Source organism: Salinibacterium sp. NG253 (assembly GCF_015864945.1).
Classification (GTDB): domain Bacteria; phylum Actinomycetota; class Actinomycetes; order Actinomycetales; family Microbacteriaceae; genus Rhodoglobus.
This window is the reverse complement of sequence record NZ_JADYWF010000001.1, coordinates 1,360,745-1,387,172: the sequence shown is the minus strand read 5'-3', so window position 1 is coordinate 1,387,172 and position 26,428 is coordinate 1,360,745. Positions and strand designations below refer to the sequence as shown.

Here is a 26,428-nt window from a genome sequence, read left to right as displayed (position 1 = left end):
CAGAGCTTCTCTGCGTCGGACGGAAGAAGCCCCGAGCCCGCGAGAAGAAACTCTGCTTTAGGCTGAGCCGCGCAGCTTGATTTCGGTCGGCAGAATGCGACCGGGAGACTCGGGCGTAATGCCGTTCACGAGCTCCAACACCATGGATGCCGCTTCGCGCCCTAGGAGGTCGGCAGGCTGGCGCACCGTCGTGAGCTGGGGCTGGCACCGCATCGCCCAGTCGCTGTCATCGAAGCCGACAATGCCGATGTCGCCTGGCACGGAACGGCCGCGCTCGCGCAGCACATCCATCGCGCCTGCAGCGAGGGCATCGGATGCCGCGAAAACTCCGTCGATATCGCCGGCGCGGTCGAGGAGGGCTTTCATCCCCTCAACGCCACTGGTGCGCGAGTAGAGCGGAAAATCAACAACCAGGTTCTCGTCGAACTGGTCGCCCAGGGCATCCCGAAAGCCGGCTAACCGTTCGCTACCGGAGTCGCGGTCGAGGGCTGCGGCAATCATGCCGATTTTCTTGCGGCCGGTGGAGAGCAGTTCGCGAGTGATGTCGCGGGCGGCACCGCGGTTGTCGATGCCGACGTAGGGCATTTCTGGTGCGCTCATGGGGTGGCCGACGAAAACGGCGGGGAGGCCGATGTGGGCGATGGCGTCGGCGATCGGGTCGTGTTCGCGGGCGGAGACGATGACGGCGCCGTCGACGAAGCCACCGCGCAGGTAGTCGGCAATGCGGGCGCTGTCACGGTCGGAGCCGATGATCAAGCAGACGAGTTGGTAGTCGTCTTCAGAGAGACGATCGTTGGTGCCGAGAAGAATCGCGCCGATGTTGGGGTCTTCGAGAAAGACGGAGTGGGGCTCATGCACGATGAGCGCAATTGCTTTGGAACGCTGGGTGGCAAGGTTGCGGGCCGCCATATTGCGCACGTAGCCGACCTTGGCAATGGCTTTCTCGATGGCCTCTCGCGCGGAGTCAGACACGTACGGTTCGCCGTTGAGCATGCGGGAGACGGTGCCACGGGAGACGTTGGCCTCGGCCGCTACGTCGAAGATTGTCGCGCGGCGTGGTCGTGCCCCAGGTGTTGCCATAACCCCATGCTAGCGCTCTCACGGGTGCGGCACTGGCCCCGTTTCGCGGGACTGTTCACGCTCACAGACACGCCGACCGCTTGACACAACGAATAAGGCTCGCTTAGTGTGTGAACGCTCCCAGAGATTGTCGCCAATTTTTGTGGGTGTGGTTCTGTGCACGTTCACAGAACTCGAACAATTGTGAGTAGAACTGCTGACCCAGCAGCTGCACCCATCGCCAAAGGAGGCACGCGTGACCACACCCCGCGCAGATCGCGTCGCGAGCTGGTCACCCGAATCCCTCGTGCTCGGTTGTGACTACAACCCCGAGCAGTGGTCCGAAGAAGTGTGGCAGCAAGACGTCGCCTTCATGCAGCAGGCCGGGGTCACCCTCGTCGCGATCAACATCTTCGGCTGGGCCGAGATTGAGCCGCGAGCGGGAGAGTACAACTTCACTCGCCTCGACGCGATCATGGATCTGTTGCACTCTGCCGGCATCCGCGTAAACCTGGGTACCGGCACCTCATCGCCGCCCGCGTGGCTTACGACGGCGCACCCCGATATCTTGCCCACCGCCGCCGACGGCACCCGTCGCTGGCAGGGTGGCCGCCAAGGGTGGTGCCCGAGCTCTCCCGAGTTCCGCACGGCAGCTCTCGGCCTTGTCGAGAAAGTAGCCGAGCGCTACAGCAGCCACCCCGCGCTGGCCATGTGGCACGTCTCTAATGAACTCGGATGCCACAACGCGCACTGCTACTGCGACACCTCTGCTGCCGCGTTCCGCGTCTGGTTGCAGTCGCGCTACGACACCATCGATGGTCTCAACGCCGCCTGGGGCACGACCTTCTGGAGCCAGCGTTACAGCGACTGGAACGAAGTGTTGCCGCCCCGCGCCACGCTCTCGTCGGCGAACCCTGCGCAACGACTCGACTTCAACCGCTTCAGCTCCGACGAACTGCTCGGCTACTACAAGGCCGAAGCGACACTGCTGCGCTCACAGAGCAGCATCCCGGTGACCACGAACTTCATGGTGACCGCGCACATCCGCAGCCAAAACTACTGGCAGTGGGCGAGCGAAATGGATGTCATCGCCAACGATCACTACCTCGATCACCGGCTGCCGCATCCGAACAATGAACTCTCGTTTGCTGCCGACCTCACTCGTGGGCTTGCCCAAGGCGAGCCGTGGATGCTCATGGAGCAGGCCAGCAGCGCGGTGAGCTGGCAGCCATATAACTTGGCGAAGCAGCCGGGTGAAATGCTTCGCAACACGTTGACACACGTTGCTCGGGGAGCGGACACCGTCTGTTTCTTCCAGTGGCGAGCGTCACGACAAGGCGCCGAGAAGTTTCATTCGGCCCTGCTCCCTCACGCTGGTACTGACACTGCTGTGTGGCGCGAGACCCTCGACCTGGGTGAGAAACTCCACTCCCTCGAGACTCTCGCGGGCACTCGGGTCGAGGCGTCCGTTGCACTCGTCTTCAGCTGGGAATCCTGGTGGGCGGCCGAGGGCGACTCGCAGCCGTCGTCGGCCGTGCGTTACCTCGAGCAGGTCCACGCCGCGTACAACGCCGCCAGCGCGAACGGTGTGACGGTCGACATCGTCGCTCCCGGCGCTGCTCTCGACGAGTACAAACTCGTCATCGTTCCTAGCCTCTACCTCGTGGACGACGCGAGCGCGGCCGTCATCACCGACTACGTTGCGGGCGGTGGCAACGCGGTTGTCACGTTCTTCTCCGGCATCGTGGACGAAACCGATGGCATTCGCCTCGATGTCACCGGCGAGACCCCTCCCGGTGCGTTCAGCGACATGCTTGGCGTCTGGACCGAACAGTTCATGCCCGTGAAGCCCGAGACACGTCTGCTGTTGAACGACGGCGGTCACGCGAGCATCTGGGCAGAGCACGTCCGCCCCACCACAGCGGATGTCGTTGCCGAGTTCGCGTCCGGCCCCATTCCTGGAGGCCCGGCCATCACTCGCAACCGTTTCGGTTCGGGCGCTGCGTGGTATGTGGCAACCGCGCTCGACGAGCCCAGCTTTGCCGACCTCATGGGCCGCGCACTCAACGAAGCCGGTGTGGATGTCGTGGAGCTTCCCGCTGGCGTCGAAGTGGTGACGCGTTCAAGCGACACCGACCGCTTCCGCTTTGTGATCAACCACAGCGCGCATGAAATTTCTTTCCCCGCCGACGGCGCAGAATTGTTGACGGAAACTACGGTCACAGGTTCGGTGACTGTTCCCGCTGGTGGCGTTCGCGTCATCCGCCTGACTGTCGAAGAAGGAGCAACGCGATGACTACAGACATTGCTACGCCCGCCACACCAAAGAAGGCGGTGACGAAGAAGACCCGAGCGAAGACTAAAGCCACGAATAACCGTGCAGCGGTGCTGTTCTTCATCGCGCCGTTCTCCATACTGTTCAGCCTGTTCTACATTTTGCCGATTCTGGTGGCGATCTATCAGTCGTTGCTGACGGTCGAGCGTGAAGGCACCTTCGGTAAGCCAACGGAGGTGTTCGGCGGGTTCGTGCAGTACGCCCGGGTCTTCCAAGACTCCTCGTTCTGGGATTCCATTCTTCGGGTTCTCGGCTTCGGCATCGTTCAGGTGCCGGTCATGCTGGGGCTGGCGCTGCTGCTGGCGCTTCTACTGGACTCGCCGCTGGTCAAGGGCAAGCGATTCTTCCGCCTCGCGTTCTTCGCACCGTATGCCGTGCCGGGTGTTATCGCCGCTGTCATGTGGGGCTTCCTCTACTCACCCAATCTTTCGCCGTTCACTGCGATCACGAAAGAGATCAACTTCTTGGGCGCCGACCTTGTGCTCTGGTCGATCGCGAACGTTGTCACGTGGGTCTTCGTGGGTTACAACATGATCATCATCTACTCGGCGCTGCTGGCGATCCCGAGTGAGATCTACGAAGCAGCACGCCTCGACGGTGCGTCGCAAGCGCGAATCGCGTGGTCGATCAAGATCCCGTTGATCACTCCTGCGATCACTCTCACCGCGATCTTCTCGATCATCGGAACTCTGCAGCTGCTCGCCGAGCCACAAGTGTTCAAGAGCTTCACGTCTGCCGTGACGAGCACGTACACCCCCAACTTGCTCATCTACTCGACAGCGTCGGTGCCGAACGTGAACCTCGCCGCAGCCTTCTCGGTGGTTCTCGCGCTCTTCACCTTCGCGCTCTCATTCACCGTGCTCAAGTTCACCCAGCGAAAGGCTGACTGATGAGTGCCACCAAAGCTCCCGTGAAGAAGCACAACGGTCCTCGCGAAAGCCTCTTCTCGCGTTCGGGTGCCATGCTCGTGATGGCAATCTGCACGTTCTACTTCCTGATTCCGATCTGGTGGCTTTTCGTTGCAGCGACGAAAGACCGTGGCGACTTCACCTCGTCTGCGCCGCTGTGGTTCGCTGACTTCAACCTGGTTGAGAACATCGTCAATCTGGCCAACTACCGCGATGGACTCTTCTTCCAGTGGATGCTCAACAGCATCCTTTACGCCGGAGCTGGTGCCGCCGTCGCGACGCTCTTCGCCACGATGATGGGTTACGCGCTAGCGAAGTACAGCTTCCGCGGCCGCGAAACGCTCTTCAACGTGGTGCTCGGTGGCGTGCTGGTTCCCGCAACGGCGCTCGCGCTTCCGTTGTTCTTGGTCTTCAGTCAGGTGGGCGCAACCAACACATTCTGGTCGGTGTTCCTGCCGAGTATCGTGAGTCCGTTCGGCGTCTACCTCGCTCGTATTTATGCGACCTCGAGTGTGCCAGACGAACTGGTTGAAGCTGCGCGCATCGATGGTTCCGGAGAAGTGCGCACCTTCTTTACCGTTGCCACCCGACTCATGACGCCGGCTATGGTCACGATCTTCCTCTTCCAGTTCGTCACCATCTGGAACAACTTCTTCCTGCCGCTCATCATGCTGCGCGACGAGAAACTGTTCCCCGTGACTCTTGGCCTTTACATCTGGAACAGCCAAGTCAACCAGATCCCCGAAATTCGGGCATACGTGATCATCGGCGCACTGCTGTCGATCATCCCGCTCATCATTGCTTTCCTCAGCCTGCAGCGCTTCTGGCGCAGCGGACTAGGAACCGGCGCACTCAAGTAGTCGCCCGCTCGACCACTCGGACTACCCCCGAGGGAAACCCCGCATCACAATCACAATCACTAGGAAGGTAATCGCATGGCTAATCGCATAGCTCGCGCTGGAGGAGCATTGGTGCTCGTCTCCGCGCTCGCACTCTCAGCATGCTCCACCGGTGCAGGCACAGACGGTGGCACTGACGCCGCTGACGCGTGCACCCCGTCAGACGGACCCGTAACGCTCAGCTTCACCACGTGGCTGCCCGGCATGGAAGACGCCGCAGCAATCTGGAACGAGCAGAACCCCGACATCCAAGTTGAGGTTCAGACTGGACCCAACGGTCTTGGTGGAACGTACAACAACTTCTTCAACCAGATCGAAGCCGGCAATGCGCCCGACCTTGGTCAGATTGAATACGACGCCCTGCCCAACTTCCGCGTACAAGACGGCGTTGTCAACATCGCCTCGTGTGAGGGAGTAATGGACGCGCAGGACGAGTTCATCGACTGGACCTGGAGCCAGGTCACGTTCGGTGAAGAAGACTCGGTCTACGCAATTCCGCAGGACACCGGCCCCGAAGCCCTGTTCTACCGTGCCGACCTGTTCGAAGCCGCTGGCATCGACATCCCGACCACGTGGGACGAATACGCCGAGGCTGCCGCGCAGATTCGTGAAGAAGGTGGCTACATCACCAACTTCTCGCAGAGCGACATCAACGCCTTCGCCGGACTCGTCTGGCAGGCAGATGGACAGTGGTTCGAAAACGACGGCGAAGCCTGGGACGTAACCCTTGACTCGCCCGAATCGCTCAAGGTTGCTGACTACTGGCAGGGACTGCTCGACGATGACCTCGTTGCAACCCTCCCGGCATGGACCGACGAGTGGAACAACGGCTACAACTCCGGTGAAGTCTGGAGCTGGGTTTCCGCAGTATGGGGTGCAAACTCGATCACGAGTGGTGCACCTGACACCGCAGGCAACTGGGCTGTAGCTCCGATGCCGCAGTGGAACGAAGGCGACTCTGCTGCCGGTAACTGGGGCGGATCGAGCACTGCTGTTCTCAAGGGAAGCGAACACCCCTACGAAGCGGCACAGTTCGCTCTCTGGTTGAACACCGACCCTGAGGCACTCGCCAGCATGAACGCAACGGCGAACATCTACCCCGCAACGAAGACCGGTGGCGACCTGCCGGCCTTCTCCGAAGGTCTCGACTTCTTCGGCGGACAGAACATCTACGACGTCTTCGCCGCTGCCGGCGCAGAAGTTAACCCTGACTTCACGTGGGGCCCGACTATGACGCAGGTGTACACGGATGTTGCAGACGGATTCTCTGGCGCCATCTCTGGCTCAGGCACCCTCACGGATGCATTGACCACCGGTCAGCAGAAGACAATCGACGCCATGAAGGCTGCCGCGATTGCTGTCAACGAATAACACGAACGACATCGTTCACCTCCGTGCCGCGGGCACCAGCTTCGTGCTGGATGCTCGCGGCACGGGCGTGCCGTCGATCACGCACTGGGGTGCAGACCTCGGAGAACTTGACCACGACCAGCTCGCGGCGCTCGCAGATTCGCGCGAGCGTGCCCTGGGACCGAGTTCCATCGACGAACCTTTCCGGCTGAGCATCGTTCCCTTGCTCGCCGAGGGCTGGACCGGGCTGCCCGGTCTTGAGGGCCGCCACGATCGCGCTGCCGGAGCAAGCGGTGGGCGTGTGCGCCGGCCGTCTCTGCAGACCGCGAGCATCGAGCATCCGACCCCTGACCGTGTCTCGGTCACACTGGTCGACGACGACGCCCTCAGTCTCACCATTGACTGTGAACTGTCTGCCGCCGGAGTGCTGCGCAGCCGTTCACGATTGACCAACACTGCCATCGAGGCTTTCGAGCTTTCGTCGCTGGCCACTGTTCTTCCACTCCCGCCGGTGGCGCGCGAGCGACTCGACTTCAGTGGAATTTGGGCGGCAGAACGCCAACCCCAGCGCTCCGCCATCGACTACGGAACCTGGCTGCGCGAGTCGCGCCACGGTCGCCGCGGTCACAACGATTCCTTCCTCACCGTGTCGGGAACACCCGGCTTTGGTTTCCGCCACGGTGAGGTTTGGGCGGTACACGCCGGAACGAGCGGCGATACCCGCGTCTGGATTGATCGCCTTGCGCTCGGCTACACCACGGTGGGCATCGCCGAGCTGCTGGCTCCCGGCGAAGTTCGCCTCGCGACGGGCGACACCCACGAAACTCCGTGGGCCTACGCCGCATGGTCGGATGCCGGCCTCGACGGACTGAGCGACCGTTTCCATTCGTGGTTCCGCGGCCTGCCCGCGCATCCCTCGACACCGCGCCCGCTCACCCTCAACACGTGGGAGGCCGTGTACTTCGATCACAACTTTGACCAGCTCGCAGCACTTGCGGATGCCGCAGCCGACGTCGGTGTCGAGCGTTTCGTTCTCGACGACGGCTGGATGACCGGCCGCACCGACGACAAGCGCGCGCTCGGCGACTGGACGGTGGATGCCACGTCTTGGCCCGAGGGTCTGGCTCCACTCGTTGACCGAGTGACCGCCAGCGGGATGCAGTTCGGGTTGTGGGTTGAGCCCGAGATGGTGTCGCTCGACTCAGATCTTGCGCGCGAGCATCCGGAGTGGATTCTGCGCGACGACGACCGACCGCTGCCGAAGTCGTGGCGCAACCAGCACGTGCTCGATCTTGATAACCCTGCCGCGCGTGAGCATGTGCGGGATGCGATTGCGGCGCTGCTCGACGAGTACGCGATCAGCTACCTCAAGTGGGACATGAACCGCGACCTGCTTGGTGGTTCGGTGCATCGTCATGTCGCGGCGACCTACCTCCTCATGGACGAACTGCGCGAGCGGTACCCACACGTCGAAATCGAGTCTTGCGCTTCGGGCGGTGCCCGGGTGGATGCCGGAGTGCTCGAGCGCGTTCAGCGCGTCTGGCCATCCGATACCAATGATGCACACGACCGTTTCTCGATCATGCGCTGGACCAACCTGCTCGTGCCGTTCGAGTACCTCGGATCGCACGTTGGCTCGTCGCCCGCGCACACCTCGGGGCGTTCGCTGTCTCTGAGCTTCCGGCTCGCGACTGCGCTCATGGGGCACTCGGGCATCGAGTGGGACCTCACCGCCGCGACTTCCGAAGAGCGAGATGCGCTGCGCACGTGGGCGGGCGTCTATCGTTCACTGCGCGGACTCATCCATTCGGGGCGAGTTGTGCGCAGCGAACTCAGTGCAGACCCTCTCATCACCGGCATCGTCACGGATGACGCCGCGGGCTCTGCCGCCGATGCCGTGTTCTGGGTGACCAACCTCGTGACCCCCACCGACTCTGTACCCACCGCCCGGCGATTGCCCGGGCTTGACCCGCACCGTATGTACCGCATCACCCCCGTAGATGTGGGTGCGGAAGCGGCAACCTACCCGGGCACTGCGCCAGCGTGGTGGCACGACGGCGAGCTCACGCTGTCGGGCGCAGCGCTCGGGTCGGTTGGTCTCACGCTGCCGATTCTGCATCCGGATGAGGCGCTCGTGTTGCGGGTGACGGCGGTACCAGCAGCAGTCGCAGCAACAGCGGCGGCGAGCCCCTGCGGAGCGCTCTAACTTCGTCGCACGGGTAACACTATTCGCGCGCAACTCCACGATCTCGTCGTGGCTGCGCTTGGCAAGCGACCTCGGCCGGGTTCTTCTCCGGGTTGCTCACCGCGGCTCCTCACCTCAGTTAGTGCTAGCGTGCCACAAAAATGACCCCGCGATAAGTGGGGTCACCGAACGCGACCATCTGGTCGAGCACTGCGATCGAGACGGGCAGATCGTGGGAGTCGACCCAGGTCTCGCCCTGCTCGGCCGTAATCCACGGATCGTTGAGCAGAACGGTGTCGCCCTTCACCGAGTGAGCGACGACCCAGTGCGGGGTCGAGGCATCGTGCATGGGTTCTTCTTCGATCAACAGAATCGCGAGCTCGCCGCCGGCAACGCGCTCGGTGATCTGCTCAATCGACAGCGGGGCGGTGTGCTGCTGGATGCCGCGGCTCGCCGCTTCGGCCCGAGACTGTTCCTGCAACTGCTCGCGGAACACGCGCTCTTCGCCCTCGTAGGTTTCGAGCAGTGTCGGTGCGGTCGTATCGAGGTGCAGTTCGAGACTGATGCCGGAGGCGGACTGCGCGATCACGTCGTGCACTGCAACAGCGAGACCGAGCGGTTCGCAGGCAGGAAAGTTGGTGGCGGATCGCCAGAAGGCGAGTTCGCGCTCGCGGGCATCCTCATCTTCGGTGTCGGCGAAGGGTTCGAGACCTAAGTGGCTGAGAGCTGTCATTGCGGCAACCGCACCACACGTGAACAGCGTGGTTTGGCCGTAGTAGCGCAGTTGCTCGTGCGGCCAGCCGCCGTGCCACAGAACGAAGCCGCGAACACCCTGAGTGCCATCGGCCGAAGAGATGGGAGTGCGCAGTTCGGTGAAGCCGAAGTCGGCGGCGAAGGCGGGGAGCTCAGCGTCGAGCGGGAGCTGCCATTTGAGGGCGGCGTCGCCCCGCTCCGCGGAAGCTGCGATCAGGTCGCCGAGAAGACCCTGGGCGGCAGCATCGCTGTCGGCCCAAAGATCAACGAGCTTCGTGTAGCGCGTGTTGGGGCGACCGGAGGTGAGAGCGGCGGCGCTGCCGGTGGGGGAGTCGAGCATCCAGACCCGGGGGTTGTAGGGCTCGCGATCGCGTTGCCATTCGGCGGCACGCTCGGCGCCGAGAGCCTCGATGAGGCTCCCGGGAAGCTCGGCGGGCGCGAGCTGAACAACGGCAGTGCCGATCGTTGCATCAACGGCAGCGGTGGTGGTGTTCGAGGCGGCAGAGTCAGCAGGAGTGGAGGTGTCCACGGGGTCCTTTCGGGGCGAGTCGGGCGCTTGTGACGCCGAGCTCAGTGAGTGGGTGCTTCGTGAATGGACGCTGCGACGAGCGCCTGAGTGTAGGGATGAGTCGGGGCGTTGAGCACGTCGTGGCACAGGCCAGACTCGACGACTTCGCCGTGGCGCAGCACGTACACGCGGTCGGCGAGCTGACGCACCACGGCAAGGTCGTGCGAGATGAACAGGATCGAGAGGCCGAGTTCGACTCGCAGCTTGGCGAGCAGATCGAGAATCTGTTTCTGCACCGACACATCGAGCGCCGAGACTGATTCGTCGCAGATCAGCAACTCTGGCTGAACAGCCAGAGCACGGGCAATGGCGACTCGTTGGCGTTGGCCACCCGACAGCTCTGCTGGTCGCTTGCTCGCGAAGTCGGTGGGCAGCTCTACCAACTGCAGCAGGCCATTGAGGTCGGATGCCGGACGACCCGCCACCCGCAACGCCAACTTCAGCGACCGTCCGACACTGATCATCGGGTTGAGCGAGGAGTACGGATCCTGGAACACGATCTGCATTTGCTTCGGCGTGCGTGAAGCGCGGCCGGCGGGGAGGGCGAAACCGTCAAACTCGATCACTCCGCTGGTCTCGTGTTCGAGCCCCGCGATGCAGCGGGCGATTGTGGTCTTGCCCGAGCCGCTCTCGCCGACAATGCCGACGGTTTCTCCGCGGCCCACCGTCACGCTCACGCCGTGCAACACGGTCTTGTCGCCGAAGCTTTTGGTGATGTCGGTGGCGGTGACGAGGTCGCCGATTGCTGAGTCGGCGTCTGCCGCCGCAGCAGTCACGCCGGCACCGGATGCCGTACGCACGATCCCGGCGGAGCGATCGGTGAGCGAGGGGTCGGCTTCGATCAGCGCCCGTGTGTAGGGGTGGCTTGGCGCATTGAGCACGGAGCTCGTGACACCGCGCTCAACGATCTCGCCGTGGCGCATGACGAGCACGTGCTCGGCACGCCCGCGCACCATACCGAGGTCGTGCGAGATGAGGAGGGCGGCCATGCCGCGCTTTTCTTGCAGGCCCCGAAGGAGGTCGAGGATCTCGCCCTGATTGCTCGCGTCGAGAGCGGTGGTCGGCTCGTCGGCAATAAGCAGTTCGGGGTCGGTGGCGAGAGCTGCCGCGATGGCAACCCGCTGACGCATTCCGCCGGAGAGTTCGTGCGGGTAGGCGCGGGCGACATCCGCGGGCAGGTTCACTTCGGCAAGGCTCTGCGTAATGCGGGCGGTGCGTTCCTCGCGGCTGAGGCGCGTCGCGCTCGCGGCATCGATCGTCATCCCGATCTGGGTGCCGCAGCGGTGCACGGGGCTCAGGCTCGTGAACGGATCTTGCAGCAGCAGCGAGATGCGGCGACCGCGGGTGGCCCGCCAGACGGCATCCGTAGCGGGCAGTTCGATGGTGGCACTCGACAGCGCGATGGTGCCGCGGGCGCTGAAGCCCGCGGGCAAAAGCCCGGCGATTGCTTTGGCAGAGAGCGTCTTGCCCGAGCCCGATTCGCCGATGAGCGCGAGGGTCTCGCCTGGCGCGATGGAGAAGTCGAAGGGGGCGACAACAACGCCAGCCGGCCCGTCGATCGTGAGCGCGGTAACGGCCACCTGAGTGCTCGACCCGGAGCCCAAGCCGGCACCCGACGCGGGCACGTTTGTCATGCTGGTCTCGGTCATGAGCGTCCCGTTCTGGTCAAGTTTTGGCCGAGCCAGTCGCCCACAAGGTTTGCTGCCGAAGCGACGCCGATGATGAGCAGTGCCGGCACGAGAACGGCTGCCGGGTTGTCGATCATGATGGCGCGACCATCGGTGAGCTGGCGGCCCCAATCGGCCGTGCCCGGAGCAACGCCAACGCCCAAGAACGACAGCGACGAGAACGCCACGAGCGCGAAGGCCACATTGAGCATCGAGTTGGTGATGATCAGCGACCACACGTTCGGCAATACCTGCGTGAACATGATGCGGGTCTTGGAGAGCGAAAGCATTTGGGCTGCCTCCACGAAGGGGCGCGCGGCCTGCTCCATGACCCCGGCGCGCACAATGCGGATGTCCGAGGGCGAGAACAGCAGGATCAATAGCAGCACGGTCATCCAGTAGCCGGCGCCGAAAACGCCTGCGACCACGATCGCCGCCAGCAGCAGCGGAAGCGAGAACAGCAGGTCGGTCCAGCGGCCAATGATGAAGTCGATGGGGCCGCGCAAATAGCCCGCAACAGTGCCGAGCAGAATGCCGAGCAGCATCGACCCGAGGGCAACGCACACCGGGCCGACGAGGGCGGATGCCGCTCCCGCGATCGTCAGAGCAAGCACATCTCGACCGAGTTCGTCGGTGCCGAGAAGGTGACCCGGGCTGCCCGGGGGCAGCAAGGAATCGAGGATCGACTGGGCCGTGGCATCCGGGGCAATCAGGTTGCCGAAGAGCACCAAGAAGGCGACGACCCCGAGCAGGGCAAGCGACAACCACACGGCAACCGGATGCCGACGGCGCGACCGCGGAAGTTTCGCTAAGACGATAGCTTCGGTGCTGCTCACTGAGCACTCTCCTTGGCGCGGATGCGGGGATCGAGGAAGATGTAGGCGAGATCGGCCAGCAGGGCGATGATTGCAATCGTCACGGCCACCAGCAGGGTGAGCGCTTGCACGACGGCGATGTCTTTGAAGAGCACGGAGCCTTGCAGCAGGGTGCCGAGTCCGGGCAGCGCGAACGTCGTTTCGGCCAGCACCGTGCCGCCCACGAGGAACGTCAGTACGAGGCTGGCGCCGGTCACGATCGGGATGGCGGCGTTGCGCAGGGCGATCAGGTGCACTTGGCGGTCGGGCAGGCCGCGCGCGCGACCAAAGGTTACGTAGTCACTCTCGAGTTCGCGCAGCATGGCGGTGCGCGTGAGCTTGAGGATGATGGCGCCGAGTCCCAAGGCCAGGGTGATGGCGGGAAGAACGAGGTGCCAGAGAGTGTCGAGGCCACCGTCTCCTGATCCGTAGACCGGAAAGATCGGCAGATAGAACGCGAACGTATAGAGAAGGAGGAGGCCGACGGCAAAGGTGGGGGCGCTGAGGCCGACGATTCCGAAGCCGGTCGCGAAGCGGTCGATCCAGCTTCCCGAACGAACGGCGCTCTGCACGCCGAGCGGAACGGCAACGATCACGGCGAGGAGGAACGCAAGTCCGCTGAGCGCGGCGGTGATGCCCAGACGCGAGCCGATGACATTCGACACCGAATCTTGGAGGCGAATGGACTGCCCAAAGTCGCCGGTGAGGGTGTTACCCAACCAGATCAGGTACTGCATGTACAGCGGCTGATCGAGGTTGTATTGCGCGCGGATGGCGGCGATGGCTTCCGGTGATGATGCCCGGTTGCCGAGCAGGTTCTTGACGATATCGCCGGGGGCGAGGTGCAGCATCGAGAACACGATGATGGACAGCACCAGCAGGATGCCGATGGTGCCGAGCACGCGCACCACAAGCATGCGGCCCAAGGACCGTGCTTGTGATGCGCGTGCGATCGGGGTGGTTGTCACAAATTATCCAGCCGGAGTGAGCAGGGTCGGCCAGGACGAGATGAACGCGAATGAGCTGTAGCTGCTCATGTCAATGTCGTTCGAGAACGCGGTTGCGGATTGTCCCCACCAGAGCGGAACGCTGATGATGTCTTCTGCCTGCAGCGTTTCGGCCTCGATGAGGAGGTCGATGCGGGCAGAGGGGTCAGTCTCGGCGCCAATGCGCTCGAACAGCGAGAGAACTTCGGGGTTCTCGTAGTTCGAGATGTTGTAGTCGCCGAGCATGTAGGTCGAGACTTCAGCGGGGTCGCCCAGGGTGGAGAAATACCACATGAGGCCAACGCCGTAGCTGCTGTCTTGTTCGAGGCTCGCGAGCCATTCTTCGATGGGAACTTCGCGCACGTTCAGCGTGATGCCGATCTTGGAGAGGTTCTCGGCGAGCGACTGAGCGGCGGTGCCGAGCTGCGGTCCCGTGGAGGGGAACAGAATGTCGGTCTCGAAGCCATCCGGGTGATCGGATGCCGCGAGTGCTGCCGCAGCCGCATCGAGGTCGAAGTCGTACTGCGGGATGGTCGCGAGCAGGTCGCGGGCGTCATCGGCACTGTAGACACTTCCGAGGGATTCGGGAGTCGCGATGGCAGTCGCTACTTCGCCGTGGCCGCGCAGCAGCTTGTCGACGATCGTGGTGCGGTCAACGCTGTGGGCGAATGCTTCGCGCACCTTCGGGTCGTTGAACGGCTCGAGGGCGGTGTTGAAGTACATGCCGACATAGGAGAGGTCGTTGACGTAGTCGACACGCATGTTGTCGAGGTCTTCCCACTGGGTCGACTGCGCGAGCGGCACATTGAATGCCACGTCGATGTCGCCAGACTGGGCGGCAAGAAGGCGAGTTCCCTCATCCGGGATGAACTTCACGTTGATGTTCTTCACCTCGGGAAGGTCGCCCCACCAGGTGTCGACGCGTTCGAAGTTCACGTGCGAGTCGGGCACGAACTCGGTGACCTTGTAGGGGCCCGAGCCGAGAAGCAGGGCGCTGCTGGTGCCGACTTCGCCGTTGTTCTCTTCCCAGAATTTCTGCGAAGTGATGAAGGCCGCGCCACCCGTGCTCATGTTGGCGGCGAATGCTGCATCCGGGGCCGAGAGGGTCACGGTGACTTCGAGGTCGCCGGTCTTCTCAACGCTCTCCACGCCACCCAAGTAGTACGAGAGGCCGGGCGAGCTGGTTTCGTCCCGCGCTTGCTCGAGGCTGAACACGACGTCGTCGGCGGTCACCGGGGTGCCGTCTTGGAACATCGCATCGTCGCGCAGCTCGTAGACGTAGGTCACGTCATCCGGCTGGTCCCACGATTCGGCCAGGCCGGGCTGCAGGGCGCCGTCGGCGTCGATCGAGACGAGACCTTCTTGAGTGATGGAGGCGATGTAGTAGTTGAGGATGCCGCTTTCGGCACCCACATAGAGGCTTGAGAGTGAGCCGGGCAAAGCAACGGTGATGGTATCGATGTTGCCGTCGCCGGTGGGAGTGCTCGACGTGGCGCAGCCAGCGAGCAGCAGGGCGGAGGCGGCAACGGCGACCGTGGACGCCCGAGCCCCCTTAGCCAGGGTGGAGTTAGTAGATCTCATGCGAAGTTCGTGCCTTTCGGTGAGCGTTACAGGAGGTGTAAAAGGAGGGGATGCAAATTTCGCGCGTTGGAGGTGCGAGTGCTGTGACAGTGCCGCGCGGTCACTGCTGGTTTTCCGGGCCACCTCACGCATGGCCAATAGCCGGAGGGCTACGGCGATGCTGGGGGTGTCGGCGGAGTCGTCGAGCGTTGTCGCATAGATGCGTCGACGAAGTTTGGGCTGCAACTCGAGGGCGACGACGCCGTCGGGCAGGGTTGTGGTGGCGAGAGCAAGTTCGGAGAGAAACGTGACGCCGATGCCGGATGCCACGAGCGCGAGTGCTGCGCCGACGGTTGTCACATCGTGCCGCAGCGTGGGCTTCTCGCCGAGGGCGGTCGCGACGGCAACAAGCTGCTCGGTGCAGGTAGCCGGGCCGCCGATCCACGTAAACGGAAGAAGCCCTGCGACACTCGCTGACGCCCCGAGCTGATCGGCGGCGGCTCGAGGCACGATCGCGAGCACGTTTTCGGAGAGCAGGAAGCGCGAGCGCAGTCCCTCCGGGCTCGTGTGCGAGCTCGACGCGATGGTGTGGTCGCTCGCGTAGCGGTAGTCGAGGGCGATATCGGCGCGACCTTCGGCGACCGCGGTGAGGGCGGCATCCGGTGCTGCTTCGCTGAATTCGACGTGGATGCCCGGAAACTCGCGATCGAGCCGCGAGAGTAGTGGCGCGATGATGCTGGCGACGGCAGCGGGGAACGCGGCCAGGCGCACAGCGCCCCGGTCGAGACCGAGGTGCGCGGTGAGGTCGCTCGCGGCGGCGGTAACGGCGGCGTCGATGCGGGGTGCGTGGCGGGCGAGCAGGGAGCCGGCTTCGGTGAGTTCCATGCCGCGCGGCGTGCGGGCGACGAGGGCGATGTTCAGGCGGGCTTCGCTGCGCTTGAGATGTTGGGTGATGGCGGGCTGGCTGAAACCGAGACGGCGAGCGGCGGCAGAAACGCTGCCGGTCTCTTGGATGGCGACGAGGATGCGCAGCATGTGAAGGTCGAGCGCGCGCGTCAGTTCGTCGAGGGTGGCGGATTCCTGCGGTGCGTCCTGCATAACGACACCTTATGGGCAAACGCCACCTGCATAACGTTACAGAATGATTAACTTTGGCTATGGAAGGGGACGCAACCCTTTCGGGGGCAGGCCGAATCGCGACCGGAAACGTACTCTTAAATCATGACAAGTTCTCGACGCCTGCCCGCACTTATCTCGGGCGCCGTTGCTCTTTCCCTCGTTCTCGGCGGTTGCTCACTTGTGGAGCAGGCCATGACCTCAGCGGGGGAAGGTGTTCTGGCCCATGCGGCACTCGCTGCGGCAGTGGCCGACATCGAAGCTCTGGATGCAGTGGAGGACGCCTCGTACGAAATCCAGGCAGATGCGTCTCTGGGGGACATTGGCAGAATCAGCGTGACGGCCGATCCGGCTCTTGACAGCGTCCAGCTGGCACAGTTTGCCGACCAGTTTCGCGACAGCTTCGTCGCTCTTGAGCAGGTGACGCTTCGGCCTCAACTCAGTCTGAAGCTCGCGGGCGAAACTGCCGGAAAGTTCGACCTCTGGGTGATCCCCCCAACAAACGATGGTTTTGTTGAAAATTTTGAGTTCTGGCGGGCTGCCTCTGCGGCCGTCGAGACCGAGCTGTGGCTTGAAATTTTCCCCTCATCCTCGCAGGGGATCAGGTCTATTGCGATCCCCTTCGAGACCGACCTCGATGCAGCAACGGATCGCGTGGTTGAGAACTACGAAGCTCTCGAGGCGTTCGTGGCTGTCGACTCTCTGGTCTTTCACGAGACCGAGTACCTCGACTATTGGCAGATTGCGGGCGTTCAATCTATCGATGAGCTTGCTCCGTTCGAGTTTGTAGAGCTGGTGCGCGACCTTCGTGAGATTGTGCCCCTGTTCTCGTTCCCTGAGGGGTCAGAAGCTTTCCCCGGCGATGCTGATTATCCCGAAGGCTTGAGCGCACAATGGGGAGGCCCCCTCAGCTTCAGTGGTCGGCCGGAGATCGCCGTGTTGAGTAATGAGTACTCCGACGAAGCGTGGAGCACGGCGGTTCAAGCCGCCGTGCGCACCATCGAGATGGCCAACGTGAACTTCAAATACAGCGCCGGCGACCGGACATTTTCGCTGCACACTTCTGCGTGCAGCGGTTCCGTGGATGCCACCGCTGACGATGTGCTCTTGTTCGAAACTCTGGTCGATTATGGTGTGACGCCTCCATTCGGTGGAGGACCGGGCGCGTGCACCCCCTAGTGCCCCTAGTGATCCAGAGCGGCTTCGCGGATGGTAAAAAATGTGGGCGAATAATGAATTTTCGGCGGCGGATTGTGGGTGCGCTGGCGGCGCTGTCGTTTCTTGCGCCCGCGCTGGCGGGGTGCTCGTTCATGAGAGATGACGCAGCCGACCTCGACAGTGCTGGGCTGGTCGCGTCGTACGAGGAGTTCCTTGCCGAGAGCACCACTGAACTAAAGGAAATTGAGGGCATCGGGGAAGTCTCGCAAGCCCCGATCTCCGGTGTGATGTGGGAGAGCCCCGTCATGATCGATGTCGAGGTGAGCGAAGAGTTCGCTGGGGCCCAAACGGTTGCCGTCGTCGAAACGTTGCGCCGTGTATCCGACGGCTATCCCTCATACGGCATCCCTGTAGCGTTCACCATTCGGGTGGCGGGAGAATCCGCCGGTCGTTTTCGGGTGGCCGGCCTCGGACTTCACCCAGACTTCGTCATCAGCAACTTCAACTATTGGCAAGCGCTTGAGCAAGCGCTCGGCGCTGAGCTGACGATGATGCTGTTGACCGACGACTACGACGAGGTTTCGTACTCGCGAATCATAGGCCCGGGCAACGGCGCGGTCTCGCGAGAAGCTATCGCTCAGGTGGTGATCAATTACGACGCGCTCGCGACAGTGTCTTCGGAGCAGAGCAGTGGTGGCATCGGCGTGGCTGCAGCGCAGGACAACAAGTACGAGACGTGGGCGCTCCCCGGGCTCACTGCCTCTGGCCACCACCTACCGCCGAGGGATGTTTTCGCACTGGTGGATGACCTCGGCCGCTCTTTTCCGTTGCAAGAGAATGCGTGGCTCGGCCTCGACTACTACTACGACTATCCAGCCGCTCTCGCCGCGGCTGGCGCGCTGGTGCGGTGGACGGACAACGACGCTGCACTGCACGGCCGAGAGGTAGCAATCAACAGCGCTGAGTACCGCGATGACGAGTGGCCGGCAATCCTGGCCGCTGCCGCAGACACTGCCCAGGTCACGGGCTTTGACTTCGGCTACGCGTCGCCCGAGCGCGAGTTCCGTTTTCACACTTCCCCCTGCGAGGGCACGATCGAGCAGACCCCAGACGACGAACTGCTCTTCGCTGCGTTGCGTGAAAGTGGTGCCGCATCGCTCGACGGGCTAGCGCCGGGGCGCTGTGTCCCCGACTATCCGCAGTCGCCCGGTGGCGGTTCTGCGTCTAGCAACGGGTCGTAGCGTGCCCATTCCTGAGCGCTAACCCAGCACAGTCACGCCTAGGGCGAACAGGGCCCTATTTCGCGATTTCTCTGGTTAGTCTCTTTACATCGGTACCGAATCTGTAGCGGTATCTAAGGAGTGAAGAGATGTTTGAGAGATTTACCGACCGCGCCCGTCGTGTAGTCGTTTTGGCCCAAGAAGAGGCCAAGATGCTCAACCACAACTACATCGGCACAGAGCACATTTTGCTTGGCCTCATCCACGAGGGTGAAGGCGTTGCCGCAAAGGCGCTTGAGTCTTTGGGTATTTCGCTCGACTCCGTGCGCGAGCAAGTGCAAGACATTATTGGCCAGGGTCAGCAGCAGCCGACCGGCCACATCCCCTTTACGCCGCGTGCCAAGAAGGTACTTGAGCTGAGCCTGCGCGAAGCGCTCCAGCTCGGTCACAACTACATCGGCACCGAGCACATCCTGTTGGGTCTCATCCGCGAGGGTGAAGGCGTTGCCGCTCAGGTGCTCGTGAAGCTCGGCGCTGACCTCAACAAGGTTCGCCAGCAGGTCATCCAGCTCCTCGGTAGCTTCCAAGGCAAGGAAGCGGTTGCCGTTGGTGGCAACGAGTCTGCGCCCGACAAAGGATCGCAGGTTCTTGACCAGTTCGGCCGCAACCTCACTCAGGCGGCTCGCGATGGCAAGCTCGACCCCGTTATTGGTCGCGAGAAGGAGATGGAACGCGTTATGCAGATCCTCTCCCGCCGCACCAAGAACAACCCCGTCCTCATCGGTGAACCCGGTGTCGGTAAGACGGCTGTTGTTGAAGGCCTCGCCAACGCGATCGTTGCGGGCGATGTTCCCGAAACGCTGAAAGACAAGCAGCTGTACTCGCTCGACCTCGGAAGCCTCATCGCTGGTAGCCGCTACCGCGGTGACTTCGAAGAGCGCCTCAAGAAGGTCACCAAGGAGATCCGCACCCGCGGCGACATCATCGTCTTCATCGACGAGATCCACAGCCTCGTCGGTGCCGGCGCTGCTGAAGGTGCCATCGACGCAGCCTCTATCCTCAAGCCGCTTCTGGCTCGTGGCGAGCTCCAGACCATTGGTGCGACGACCCTCGACGAATACCGCAAGCACTTTGAGAAGGATGCCGCGCTTGAGCGTCGCTTCCAGTCCGTGCAGGTGCACGAACCTAACCTGCCGCACACCATCAACATCCTCAAGGGACTGCGCGACAAGTACGAGTCGTTCCACAAGGTATCCATCACCGACGGTGCCATTGTTGCCGCAGCGAACCTCGCCGACCGTTACGTCGCCGACCGCTTCCTGCCCGACAAGGCCATCGACCTGCTCGACGAAGCTGGCGCACGCCTGCGTTTGTCGATCCTGTCGGCACCTCCTGAGCTGCGCGAATTCGACGACAAGATCGCCGACGTTCGCTCGCGCAAGGAAGGCGCCATCGAAGACCAAGACTTCGAAAAGGCTGCAAGCCTGCGCGACGAAGAGAAGAAGCTCCTCGGCGAGCGTCTTCGCCTCGAGAAGCAGTGGAAGTCGGGCGACGTTGGCGCGAGCGGAATCGTGGATGAAGGTCTGATTGCCGAAGTTCTGGCAGCAGCAACCGGCATCCCCGTCTTCAAACTCACCGAAGAAGAATCCAGCCGCCTCATCTTCATGGAGAAGGCACTCCACATGCGCGTCATTGGTCAAGAGGAAGCCATTTCGGTTCTCTCCAAGACCATCCGCCGTACGCGTGCTGGCCTCAAGGACCCTAACCGTCCGAGTGGTTCGTTCATCTTCGCCGGTCCGACCGGTGTCGGTAAGACCGAGCTCGCGAAGGCGCTTGCCGAGTTCCTGTTCGACGATGAGTCGGCCATGATCTCGCTCGACATGAGTGAGTACGGCGAGAAGCACACCGTTTCGCGTTTGTTCGGTGCCCCTCCCGGATTCGTAGGATTCGAAGAGGGTGGCCAGCTCACCGAGAAGGTGCGCCGCAAGCCGTTCAGTGTCGTGCTGTTCGACGAGATCGAGAAGGCTCACCCCGACATCTTCAACTCGCTCCTGCAGATCCTCGAAGAGGGTCGCTTGACCGATGGCCAGGGTCGCGTGGTGGACTTCAAGAACACCGTCATCATCATGACCACCAACCTCGGCACGAAGGACATCACCGCTGGCCCCATGGGCTTCCAGGTGGAAGGTGACTCGGCAACAAGCTACGACCGCATGCGCGGCAAGGTTGTTGAAGAACTCAAGAAGCACTTCAAGCCTGAGTTCCTCAATCGTGTTGACGAGACCATCGTCTTCCCGCAGCTGAGCAAGCCAGAACTGTTGCAGATTGTTGACCTCTTCATCAAGCGTCTCTCTGAGCGCATGATGGATCGCGACCTCACCGTCGAGATTACTGTTCCTGCCAAGGAGCGTCTCATCGAAGTTGGGTTCGACCCCACCCTCGGTGCACGACCGCTTCGCCGCGCAGTGCAGCACGAAGTCGAAGACGCGCTCAGCGAGAAGATCCTTCACGGTGAACTCAACGCGGGCGACCACGTTCACGTTGACTTCGTTGACAACAAGTTCGTGTTCGTCACAAGCCGCCAGCCCGGTCTCCCCGAAAAGGAACCGGCTGAGGTCGAGGCCTAAACCTCACCGCAGACGATAAGTGGCTGGGCCGCACCGCGAGGTGCTGGCTCAGCCACTTCGTCGTTAACGCACACGCCAAGCGCGCCCAGCAGACGGCCAGCGGATGTTCGGCGAAACCCGCACGCGAGTGCGGGGTGTACGCGGCCCTGAGCGGTAGCGTTAGCGCGTGACCACATTCACTATCCGCCCGGCTACGACATCCGACGTACGGGTCATCCAGAGGCTCGTGGAGCCGCTCGTGAACCAGCGCATTCTGCTCGGCAAAGATCTCGTGGTGTTCTACGAAGCGGTGCAAGAGTTTCGCGTTGCGGTATCGCCCGAGGGCGAGGTCATCGGATGCGGTGCTCTGCACGTGATGTGGCACGACTTGGCCGAGGTGCGAACGCTTGCTGTCGCCTCCGAATGGTTGGGCACCGGTGTCGGTCATGCGTTGCTCGACCAGATCGAGCACGACGCCAAGATGCTCGGCCTTGAACGCCTGTTTTGTCTCACGTTTGAGACCGCGTTCTTTGCCCGGCATGGCTTCGAGCCCGTCGAGGAAGATCTCGTCGATCCCACGGTGTTTGCGCAGTTGGCGCTCTCGCCCGACGAAGGTATTGCCGAATTCCTTGATCTTTCCCGTGTAAAACCCAATACCCTCGGCAACACGCGCATGCTGAAGCGTCTTTAGCGGCCCTAGACGTTTAGCCTTGCGGTATGTCGACGTTCAAGAATCCTGTCGGCCCGCAGTCAAGCAGCGTCTACTGGCGCCGGCGCTTGATCGTCGGGCTAGGACTCCTTGCCGTGATCGCCATCATCTTGCTGATCATCTTCGGCCCTAAGGCGTCGTCGGATACCGCAACCACATCGCCGTCGGCATCGGAAACGGATCCCTCGGCCGCGGAATCCAGCACGCCCGCGGCCACTGATGCCTCTGGTGCGGTCATCTGCGATCCGGCCAAGCTCACGCTCGAAGCAATCACTGATGATTCGAGTTACAGCGAGGACCAGAACCCGCAGCTGTCATTCTCAATCAAGAGCACCATGACAGAACCGTGCGTTATCGAAGCCGGGAGCGACATTCAAGAGTTCGTCATAACCAGCGGTAGCGACGAAATTTGGAACTCGCAGCACTGTCAGACCGAAGGGGAGCCGGCCACCATTACGTTGCAGCCTGGCGTCTCCGTGCAGTCGAGCTCGATTGAGTGGGACCGCACCCGATCGGCCACAGACACTTGTGAGTCCGACCGCCCCGTTGTCACTGCGGACGGTGCCAGCTATCACCTCGAGGTCTCTGTTGGCGACATCACGTCAGAGAGCACCAAACAGTTCATTTTGAACTAACCCGGATTGGTCATGGATTCTTCATCCTCCTCGGCACAGAGTGCCGAATTCAGTTCCCCTTTGCTCGCTCAAGCTCTTGAGGCTGGCGACCCCGTAGCGGTGGCTCTGGCGCTGCGCAATGACCGAGTCATGGTGCCTTTGCTGACGGATGCTGACAGCGACGAAGCCGCCCCGAACGAGAACGAAGCGCAAGTGCGTGTCTTCCGCCGCGGCGAAGCAGATAAGTACATGCTCTTGCTGTTCTCGTCGGTTGACGCCTACGTTGCCATGCTGCCCGAGGAGACTGACCATCAGGTTGTCGCGTATCGCGCGGAGGACTTGCGTGCGTTCCTCGAGACCAATCGTGGCGTTCTGGAGTCGGTCTGGTTCGACGTTGCAGGCCCCCACACGATGCAAGCATCGCCCGATGACATCTTGGATGCCCTCACTCTTTCCTAACTGAGCCGTGCGCTGAGGCGTTTTCCACAGATATTTGCGGTTCTGGAGGAATCACGCTTCTGACCCAGTTCAGGGGACAAATGGTCGAAAATAGACCATTTAAGGCCAATTTCGGCACTCTTTAGGGTTACATCCAGACTCGCACCAGCATCAATGTTATAAACAGGCCTTTCTATCCCCTCTCTGTGACGGTTACTCTGTTCAACGTGGAAGACAACAGTTTCGGTGTGCCAGCGGGATGGTACCCAGACCCTCTGGGGTTGCCCCAGTTGCGCTGGTGGGATGCCCAAGCCTGGACTGAGCACACCTCAGATGCACGTGCCCCTATCGTTGTGCAGCCGGCTACCAAGCTGGCGTTCGCCGACGATGACTATGACGACGATGTAGATGAGCTTCCGTCGCGACGTGAACAGCGCGATCGCGAACGCCACGACTCGAGCGACTACCTCACAACCGAGACTCGTAGCGAGCCGGAGCCGGAGACAGCACCCGTTCACGACGAGCTGAGCGCTCAGCCGCTTCTCGCGATGACGTTGCGTGAACTCGAAGCGCCCGTAGACGACGCGCAGCAGGCCGATGAGCCGATGCTGCTGCCGAAGTCGGCTAATGCCCACGCGAACACGATGCCTGGTGCATCCACTCTCAGCGCTTTCGCCGAAGAAGAAGCAGCGCCTGAGCGCGAGATCCGTCAACACCGCACGTACAACGCGGCTGTCTGGCTCATCGCGATCCTTCCGCTTATTCAACTCCTGACCAGCATGTTCCTGATTGCGGGCGCAGGCCTCGGCGCCAACTTGCCGCTGCTGCTCGTCGTCTGGATCGCTCCTTACTTAGTCGTTTTGGGCCTCGCCGCTTACGACAACCTGCTTCTGCAGGTGTGGGGCCACGAGGATCCAGCAAACGCTGCATGGGCATTCTTGACCGCCCCGGTTTACTTGGTGATTCGCGGTCTGCGCACCATGAAGGAGACAGGCAAAGGCATCGCGCCGATCGCCACGTGGGCCGGCTCGATCGTGTCTCTGGTTATCGGAATGTTGATCCTTCCTGGTCTCCTTATCTCCTTGATCCCGCAGACGTTCAGCAACCAGATCGAAAATTCGATTCAGGCTCAAGCTGCGACTCTCGGCGCAAACATCGAACTTTCGTGCCCCGCAACGCCGCCGGTTCTCATGGGTGACACCTTCACGTGTCGTGCAGTGAAGCCCGCGACCGGCGAGAGCGACTCGATTCTGGTCAGCTTGCAGCGTGAGAACGGCTGGATCAGCTGGCGCGTAGAGGACTGGGGTCTCTGGACCCTGTTCGGCTAGCCAACGGTTCAGCACCTAGCGTCGCAACGGCGGCTCATCCTCGGATGAGCCGCCGTTGCTGCGTGCTAGGGGAGTGGCGTGACTGATCTTCTTAGAACTCGGGGATCTGTACGCGCTCTTCGGTCGCGCCGGCAAAGGCCAGACGGAGCGCTTCGCGAACATGGGCTGCGTCGGCATCGATCACGGTGTCGAATCCGAGACGAGACGCTTCGGCCAGACGCTGCTTCGCCGATGATGCCGGCCGAATCTCGCCTGCCAGGCTGATCTCGCCGACGACGGCCATCGTGGCGGAGAACGCTTTGTCTTTGTACGCGCTGGCGATGGCGAGCGCGATCGCGAGGTCGGCGCCGGGCTCGGTGACGCGGATGCCGCCCACCGTCGACACATACACATCGAAGGTAGACAGAGGAATCCCCGCTCGCCGCTCAAGCACCGCGAGCAACATGGCTACTCGTGAGGCATCGACGCCGTTGACGACGCGGCGCGGTTGGGGAGCCTGAGACTTCACAATCAGCGCCTGCACCTCCACGGGAAGGGCGCGCCTGCCCTCGAGGGCGATCGTGACGCAGGTGCCGCTCACGGGTTGGCGGGCGTGGGAGAGGAAGAGGCCGCTGGGGTCGGAGACCTCGGCGATGCCCTCGCCGGTCATCTCGAAGCAGCCGACTTCTTCAGTGGAGCCAAAACGGTTCTTGTGGGCGCGAACAAAGCGCAGCGCCGTCTGGCGGTCGCCTTCGAACTGGAGCACGACATCCACGAGGTGTTCGAGCAGGCGCGGGCCCGCAATGGTGCCGTCTTTAGTGACGTGACCCACAAGGAGGATGGGCAGGTTCTGGTCTTTGCTGACCCGAATAAGAGTGGAGGCAACTTCGCGCACTTGCGATGGCCCTCCCGCGATGCCTTCGGTTGCGGCGGACGCGACAGTTTGCACGGAGTCGACGATCACGAGTTGTGGCTTGACGTGATCGATCTGACCGAGGATCGTGCCGAGATCGGTTTCGGCGGCCAAGAACAGTGACGGGTGCAGGGCGTTGGTGCGTTCGGCGCGCAGGCGAACTTGGCTTACCGACTCTTCGGCAGTGACATACAGAACACGCTGACCGGATGCCGCGGCCCGCGATGCCACTTCAAGTAGCAGCGTTGACTTGCCGACGCCCGGTTCGCCGCTCAACAGAATGGCAGCGCCCGGCACGACGCCGCCGCCAAGAACGCGGTCGAACTCGGCGATGCCGCTCGGCCAGTGTGCAACGGACTCGGCACCGATCTCGGTGATGGAGCGTGCGCCGCTCGTGTTGGAGACGGCAACGGTGGCCACCCGCTTGGTGATGCCTGTTGCTGCGCCAGCATCGGTCACGGTGCCCCACTGCTGGCATTCGCCGCAGCGGCCCACCCATTTGATGCTCGTCCAGCCGCACTCAGTGCAGCGAAAATTACTTACAGCTCGGGCCATGCTTCAACCCTAGGCGGCACGACCGACACTGCTAGGCGAGAGTGAGGAACAGCTTCTCGATATCTGCCGGGGACATTCCATCGTGGCTGCCCTCGCCATCCGCATCATCCGTCGAGCATGATTGCAGGGCGTTCGCGATGATCATGAAGCCAGCGCGATCGAGTGCCTTGCTGACGGCAGCGAGTTGCGTCACGACGTCTTTGCAGTTCGACTCGGCTCCCATCGACTGGATGAGGGCGTGCAGTTGACCTTCGGCGCGCTTGAGGCGGTTCATCACCTTGCGCATCGCTTCGGGGTCGTGCCCGGTAGCGGCATCCGTGGAGGTGGCGCCTTCAGAGGTGGCGACTTCAGAGGTGGTCATGGCTAGTTGCCTTTCGTGACTGGCAGGCCGGCGGTGCGCCAGGCGGAGGTGCCACCCTCGACGTTGACGGCGTCGAAACCTTGAGTGTTGAGCCATTCGACGGCCTGAGCGCTGCGGCCGCCGCTCTCGCAGATGACGTAGATGGTCTCGTCACGGTCAAGTTCTTCAACGCGAGCAACGAGTTCCCCGAGCGGAATACTGGCGGCCTCTGGCGCATGCCCCGAAACGTATTCGACGGGTTCGCGCACGTCAATAACGACGGGGTTGGTGAGTTCGGAGAGGGTCCGGGGTGTAACGGTGTTCATGG

The 26,428-nt window shown here is 62.4% G+C and carries 21 protein-coding genes; 12 read left to right on the top strand and 9 right to left on the bottom strand.

Annotated elements, in window-relative coordinates:
- Positions 1-57: 57 nt before the first annotated feature.
- Positions 58-1,080: a LacI family DNA-binding transcriptional regulator gene (locus tag I6E52_RS06735; protein WP_197122894.1), complete on the bottom strand. Its 1,023-nt coding sequence runs from the start codon at positions 1,078-1,080 to the stop codon at positions 58-60.
- 235 nt (positions 1,081-1,315) lie between these two features.
- Between I6E52_RS06735 and I6E52_RS06730 the strand changes: the two genes are divergently transcribed.
- The 5 genes from I6E52_RS06730 (at position 1,316) to I6E52_RS06710 (ending at position 8,757) form a co-directional block, all read left to right on the top strand.
- The gene (locus tag I6E52_RS06730) at positions 1,316-3,355 is read left to right on the top strand and encodes a beta-galactosidase (protein ID WP_197155653.1); all 2,040 of its coding nucleotides are present in this window, start codon (positions 1,316-1,318) and stop codon (positions 3,353-3,355) included.
- Positions 3,352-4,284: a carbohydrate ABC transporter permease gene (locus tag I6E52_RS06725; RefSeq protein ID WP_197155652.1), complete on the top strand. Its 933-nt coding sequence runs from the start codon at positions 3,352-3,354 to the stop codon at positions 4,282-4,284. The genes I6E52_RS06730 and I6E52_RS06725 overlap by 4 nt, the downstream gene beginning before the upstream one ends.
- Complete coding sequence (locus I6E52_RS06720) at positions 4,284-5,162, top strand: carbohydrate ABC transporter permease (protein ID WP_197122899.1); 879 nt, start codon at positions 4,284-4,286, stop codon at positions 5,160-5,162. Before I6E52_RS06725 ends, I6E52_RS06720 begins: the two co-directional genes overlap by 1 nt.
- Before the next feature lie 75 nt (positions 5,163-5,237).
- Entirely contained in the window at positions 5,238-6,572 is a 1,335-nt protein-coding gene (locus I6E52_RS06715) for an ABC transporter substrate-binding protein (protein WP_197155651.1), read from the top strand.
- On the top strand, positions 6,556-8,757 hold the full coding sequence (locus I6E52_RS06710; protein ID WP_197155648.1) for an alpha-galactosidase: 2,202 nt from the start codon (positions 6,556-6,558) through the stop codon (positions 8,755-8,757). The genes I6E52_RS06715 and I6E52_RS06710 overlap by 17 nt, the downstream gene beginning before the upstream one ends.
- Positions 8,758-8,881: 124 nt before the next feature.
- Here I6E52_RS06710 and I6E52_RS14435 read toward each other — a convergent pair whose 3' ends face one another.
- Genes I6E52_RS14435 through I6E52_RS06685 form a run of 5 tightly spaced genes read right to left on the bottom strand, consistent with a single transcriptional unit; the run spans position 8,882 to position 16,222 of the window.
- Entirely contained in the window at positions 8,882-10,018 is a 1,137-nt protein-coding gene (locus I6E52_RS14435; protein WP_307842425.1) for a peptidase C39 family protein, read from the bottom strand.
- A 41-nt stretch (positions 10,019-10,059) separates the two neighbouring features.
- A complete protein-coding gene (locus tag I6E52_RS06700; RefSeq protein ID WP_231601785.1) occupies positions 10,060-11,706 on the bottom strand; it encodes an ABC transporter ATP-binding protein in 1,647 nt (548 codons plus the stop codon).
- Positions 11,703-12,560, bottom strand: coding sequence for an ABC transporter permease (locus I6E52_RS06695; RefSeq protein ID WP_197122907.1), 858 nt, complete (start codon positions 12,558-12,560; stop codon positions 11,703-11,705). Before I6E52_RS06695 ends, I6E52_RS06700 begins: the two co-directional genes overlap by 4 nt.
- Positions 12,557-13,546 (bottom strand): ABC transporter permease, encoded by a 990-nt coding sequence (locus tag I6E52_RS06690; RefSeq protein WP_197122909.1) that lies wholly within the window; start codon positions 13,544-13,546, stop codon positions 12,557-12,559. Before I6E52_RS06690 ends, I6E52_RS06695 begins: the two co-directional genes overlap by 4 nt.
- Positions 13,547-13,549: 3 nt before the next feature.
- Positions 13,550-16,222 (bottom strand): ABC transporter substrate-binding protein, encoded by a 2,673-nt coding sequence (locus I6E52_RS06685; protein WP_197155647.1) that lies wholly within the window; start codon positions 16,220-16,222, stop codon positions 13,550-13,552.
- A 123-nt stretch (positions 16,223-16,345) separates the two neighbouring features.
- Here I6E52_RS06685 and I6E52_RS06680 point away from each other — a divergent pair, with 123 nt between their 5' ends.
- The 7 genes from I6E52_RS06680 (at position 16,346) to I6E52_RS06650 (ending at position 24,313) form a co-directional block, all read left to right on the top strand.
- The gene (locus I6E52_RS06680) at positions 16,346-17,419 is read left to right on the top strand and encodes a hypothetical protein (protein ID WP_197155646.1); all 1,074 of its coding nucleotides are present in this window, start codon (positions 16,346-16,348) and stop codon (positions 17,417-17,419) included.
- A gap of 131 nt (positions 17,420-17,550) precedes the next feature.
- Positions 17,551-18,639: a hypothetical protein gene (locus tag I6E52_RS06675; RefSeq protein WP_197155645.1), complete on the top strand. Its 1,089-nt coding sequence runs from the start codon at positions 17,551-17,553 to the stop codon at positions 18,637-18,639.
- A gap of 128 nt (positions 18,640-18,767) precedes the next feature.
- Entirely contained in the window at positions 18,768-21,245 is a 2,478-nt protein-coding gene (locus I6E52_RS06670; RefSeq protein ID WP_197136883.1) for an ATP-dependent Clp protease ATP-binding subunit, read from the top strand.
- A 166-nt stretch (positions 21,246-21,411) separates the two neighbouring features.
- A complete protein-coding gene (locus tag I6E52_RS06665) occupies positions 21,412-21,915 on the top strand; it encodes an amino-acid N-acetyltransferase (protein ID WP_197155643.1) in 504 nt (167 codons plus the stop codon).
- A gap of 26 nt (positions 21,916-21,941) precedes the next feature.
- Positions 21,942-22,568 (top strand): hypothetical protein, encoded by a 627-nt coding sequence (locus I6E52_RS06660; protein ID WP_231601784.1) that lies wholly within the window; start codon positions 21,942-21,944, stop codon positions 22,566-22,568.
- Positions 22,569-22,580: 12 nt separating this feature from the next.
- A complete protein-coding gene (locus tag I6E52_RS06655; RefSeq protein WP_197155640.1) occupies positions 22,581-23,006 on the top strand; it encodes an SseB family protein in 426 nt (141 codons plus the stop codon).
- 185 nt (positions 23,007-23,191) lie between these two features.
- A complete protein-coding gene (locus I6E52_RS06650) occupies positions 23,192-24,313 on the top strand; it encodes a DUF2510 domain-containing protein (protein ID WP_307842424.1) in 1,122 nt (373 codons plus the stop codon).
- Positions 24,314-24,404: 91 nt separating this feature from the next.
- Here the strand turns inward: I6E52_RS06650 and radA are convergent, their stop codons facing one another.
- From radA to I6E52_RS06635, 3 genes are read right to left on the bottom strand one after another with little or no spacing between them, the layout of a single operon-like run.
- Complete coding sequence (radA, locus tag I6E52_RS06645; RefSeq protein ID WP_197155638.1) at positions 24,405-25,760, bottom strand: DNA repair protein RadA; 1,356 nt, start codon at positions 25,758-25,760, stop codon at positions 24,405-24,407.
- 31 nt (positions 25,761-25,791) lie between these two features.
- Positions 25,792-26,121, bottom strand: coding sequence for a metal-sensitive transcriptional regulator (locus I6E52_RS06640; RefSeq protein WP_197155636.1), 330 nt, complete (start codon positions 26,119-26,121; stop codon positions 25,792-25,794).
- Positions 26,122-26,123: 2 nt separating this feature from the next.
- Positions 26,124-26,426: a rhodanese-like domain-containing protein gene (locus tag I6E52_RS06635; RefSeq protein WP_197155634.1), complete on the bottom strand. Its 303-nt coding sequence runs from the start codon at positions 26,424-26,426 to the stop codon at positions 26,124-26,126.
- Positions 26,427-26,428: the final 2 nt, after the last annotated feature.

Coding starts and splice junctions, on each gene's coding strand:
- I6E52_RS06735 (WP_197122894.1), bottom strand. CDS start 1,080: ATGGCAACACCTGGGGCACGACCACGCCGCGCGACAATCTTCGACGTA.
- I6E52_RS06725 (WP_197155652.1), top strand. CDS start 3,352: ATGACTACAGACATTGCTACGCCCGCCACACCAAAGAAGGCGGTGACG.
- I6E52_RS06720 (WP_197122899.1), top strand. CDS start 4,284: ATGAGTGCCACCAAAGCTCCCGTGAAGAAGCACAACGGTCCTCGCGAA.
- I6E52_RS06715 (WP_197155651.1), top strand. CDS start 5,238: ATGGCTAATCGCATAGCTCGCGCTGGAGGAGCATTGGTGCTCGTCTCC.
- I6E52_RS06700 (WP_231601785.1), bottom strand. CDS start 11,706: ATGACCGAGACCAGCATGACAAACGTGCCCGCGTCGGGTGCCGGCTTG.
- I6E52_RS06685 (WP_197155647.1), bottom strand. CDS start 16,222: ATGCAGGACGCACCGCAGGAATCCGCCACCCTCGACGAACTGACGCGC.
- I6E52_RS06680 (WP_197155646.1), top strand. CDS start 16,346: ATGACAAGTTCTCGACGCCTGCCCGCACTTATCTCGGGCGCCGTTGCT.
- I6E52_RS06675 (WP_197155645.1), top strand. CDS start 17,551: ATGAGAGATGACGCAGCCGACCTCGACAGTGCTGGGCTGGTCGCGTCG.
- I6E52_RS06670 (WP_197136883.1), top strand. CDS start 18,768: ATGTTTGAGAGATTTACCGACCGCGCCCGTCGTGTAGTCGTTTTGGCC.
- I6E52_RS06660 (WP_231601784.1), top strand. CDS start 21,942: ATGTCGACGTTCAAGAATCCTGTCGGCCCGCAGTCAAGCAGCGTCTAC.
- I6E52_RS06655 (WP_197155640.1), top strand. CDS start 22,581: ATGGATTCTTCATCCTCCTCGGCACAGAGTGCCGAATTCAGTTCCCCT.
- radA (WP_197155638.1), bottom strand. CDS start 25,760: ATGGCCCGAGCTGTAAGTAATTTTCGCTGCACTGAGTGCGGCTGGACG.
- I6E52_RS06640 (WP_197155636.1), bottom strand. CDS start 26,121: ATGACCACCTCTGAAGTCGCCACCTCTGAAGGCGCCACCTCCACGGAT.
- I6E52_RS06635 (WP_197155634.1), bottom strand. CDS start 26,426: ATGAACACCGTTACACCCCGGACCCTCTCCGAACTCACCAACCCCGTC.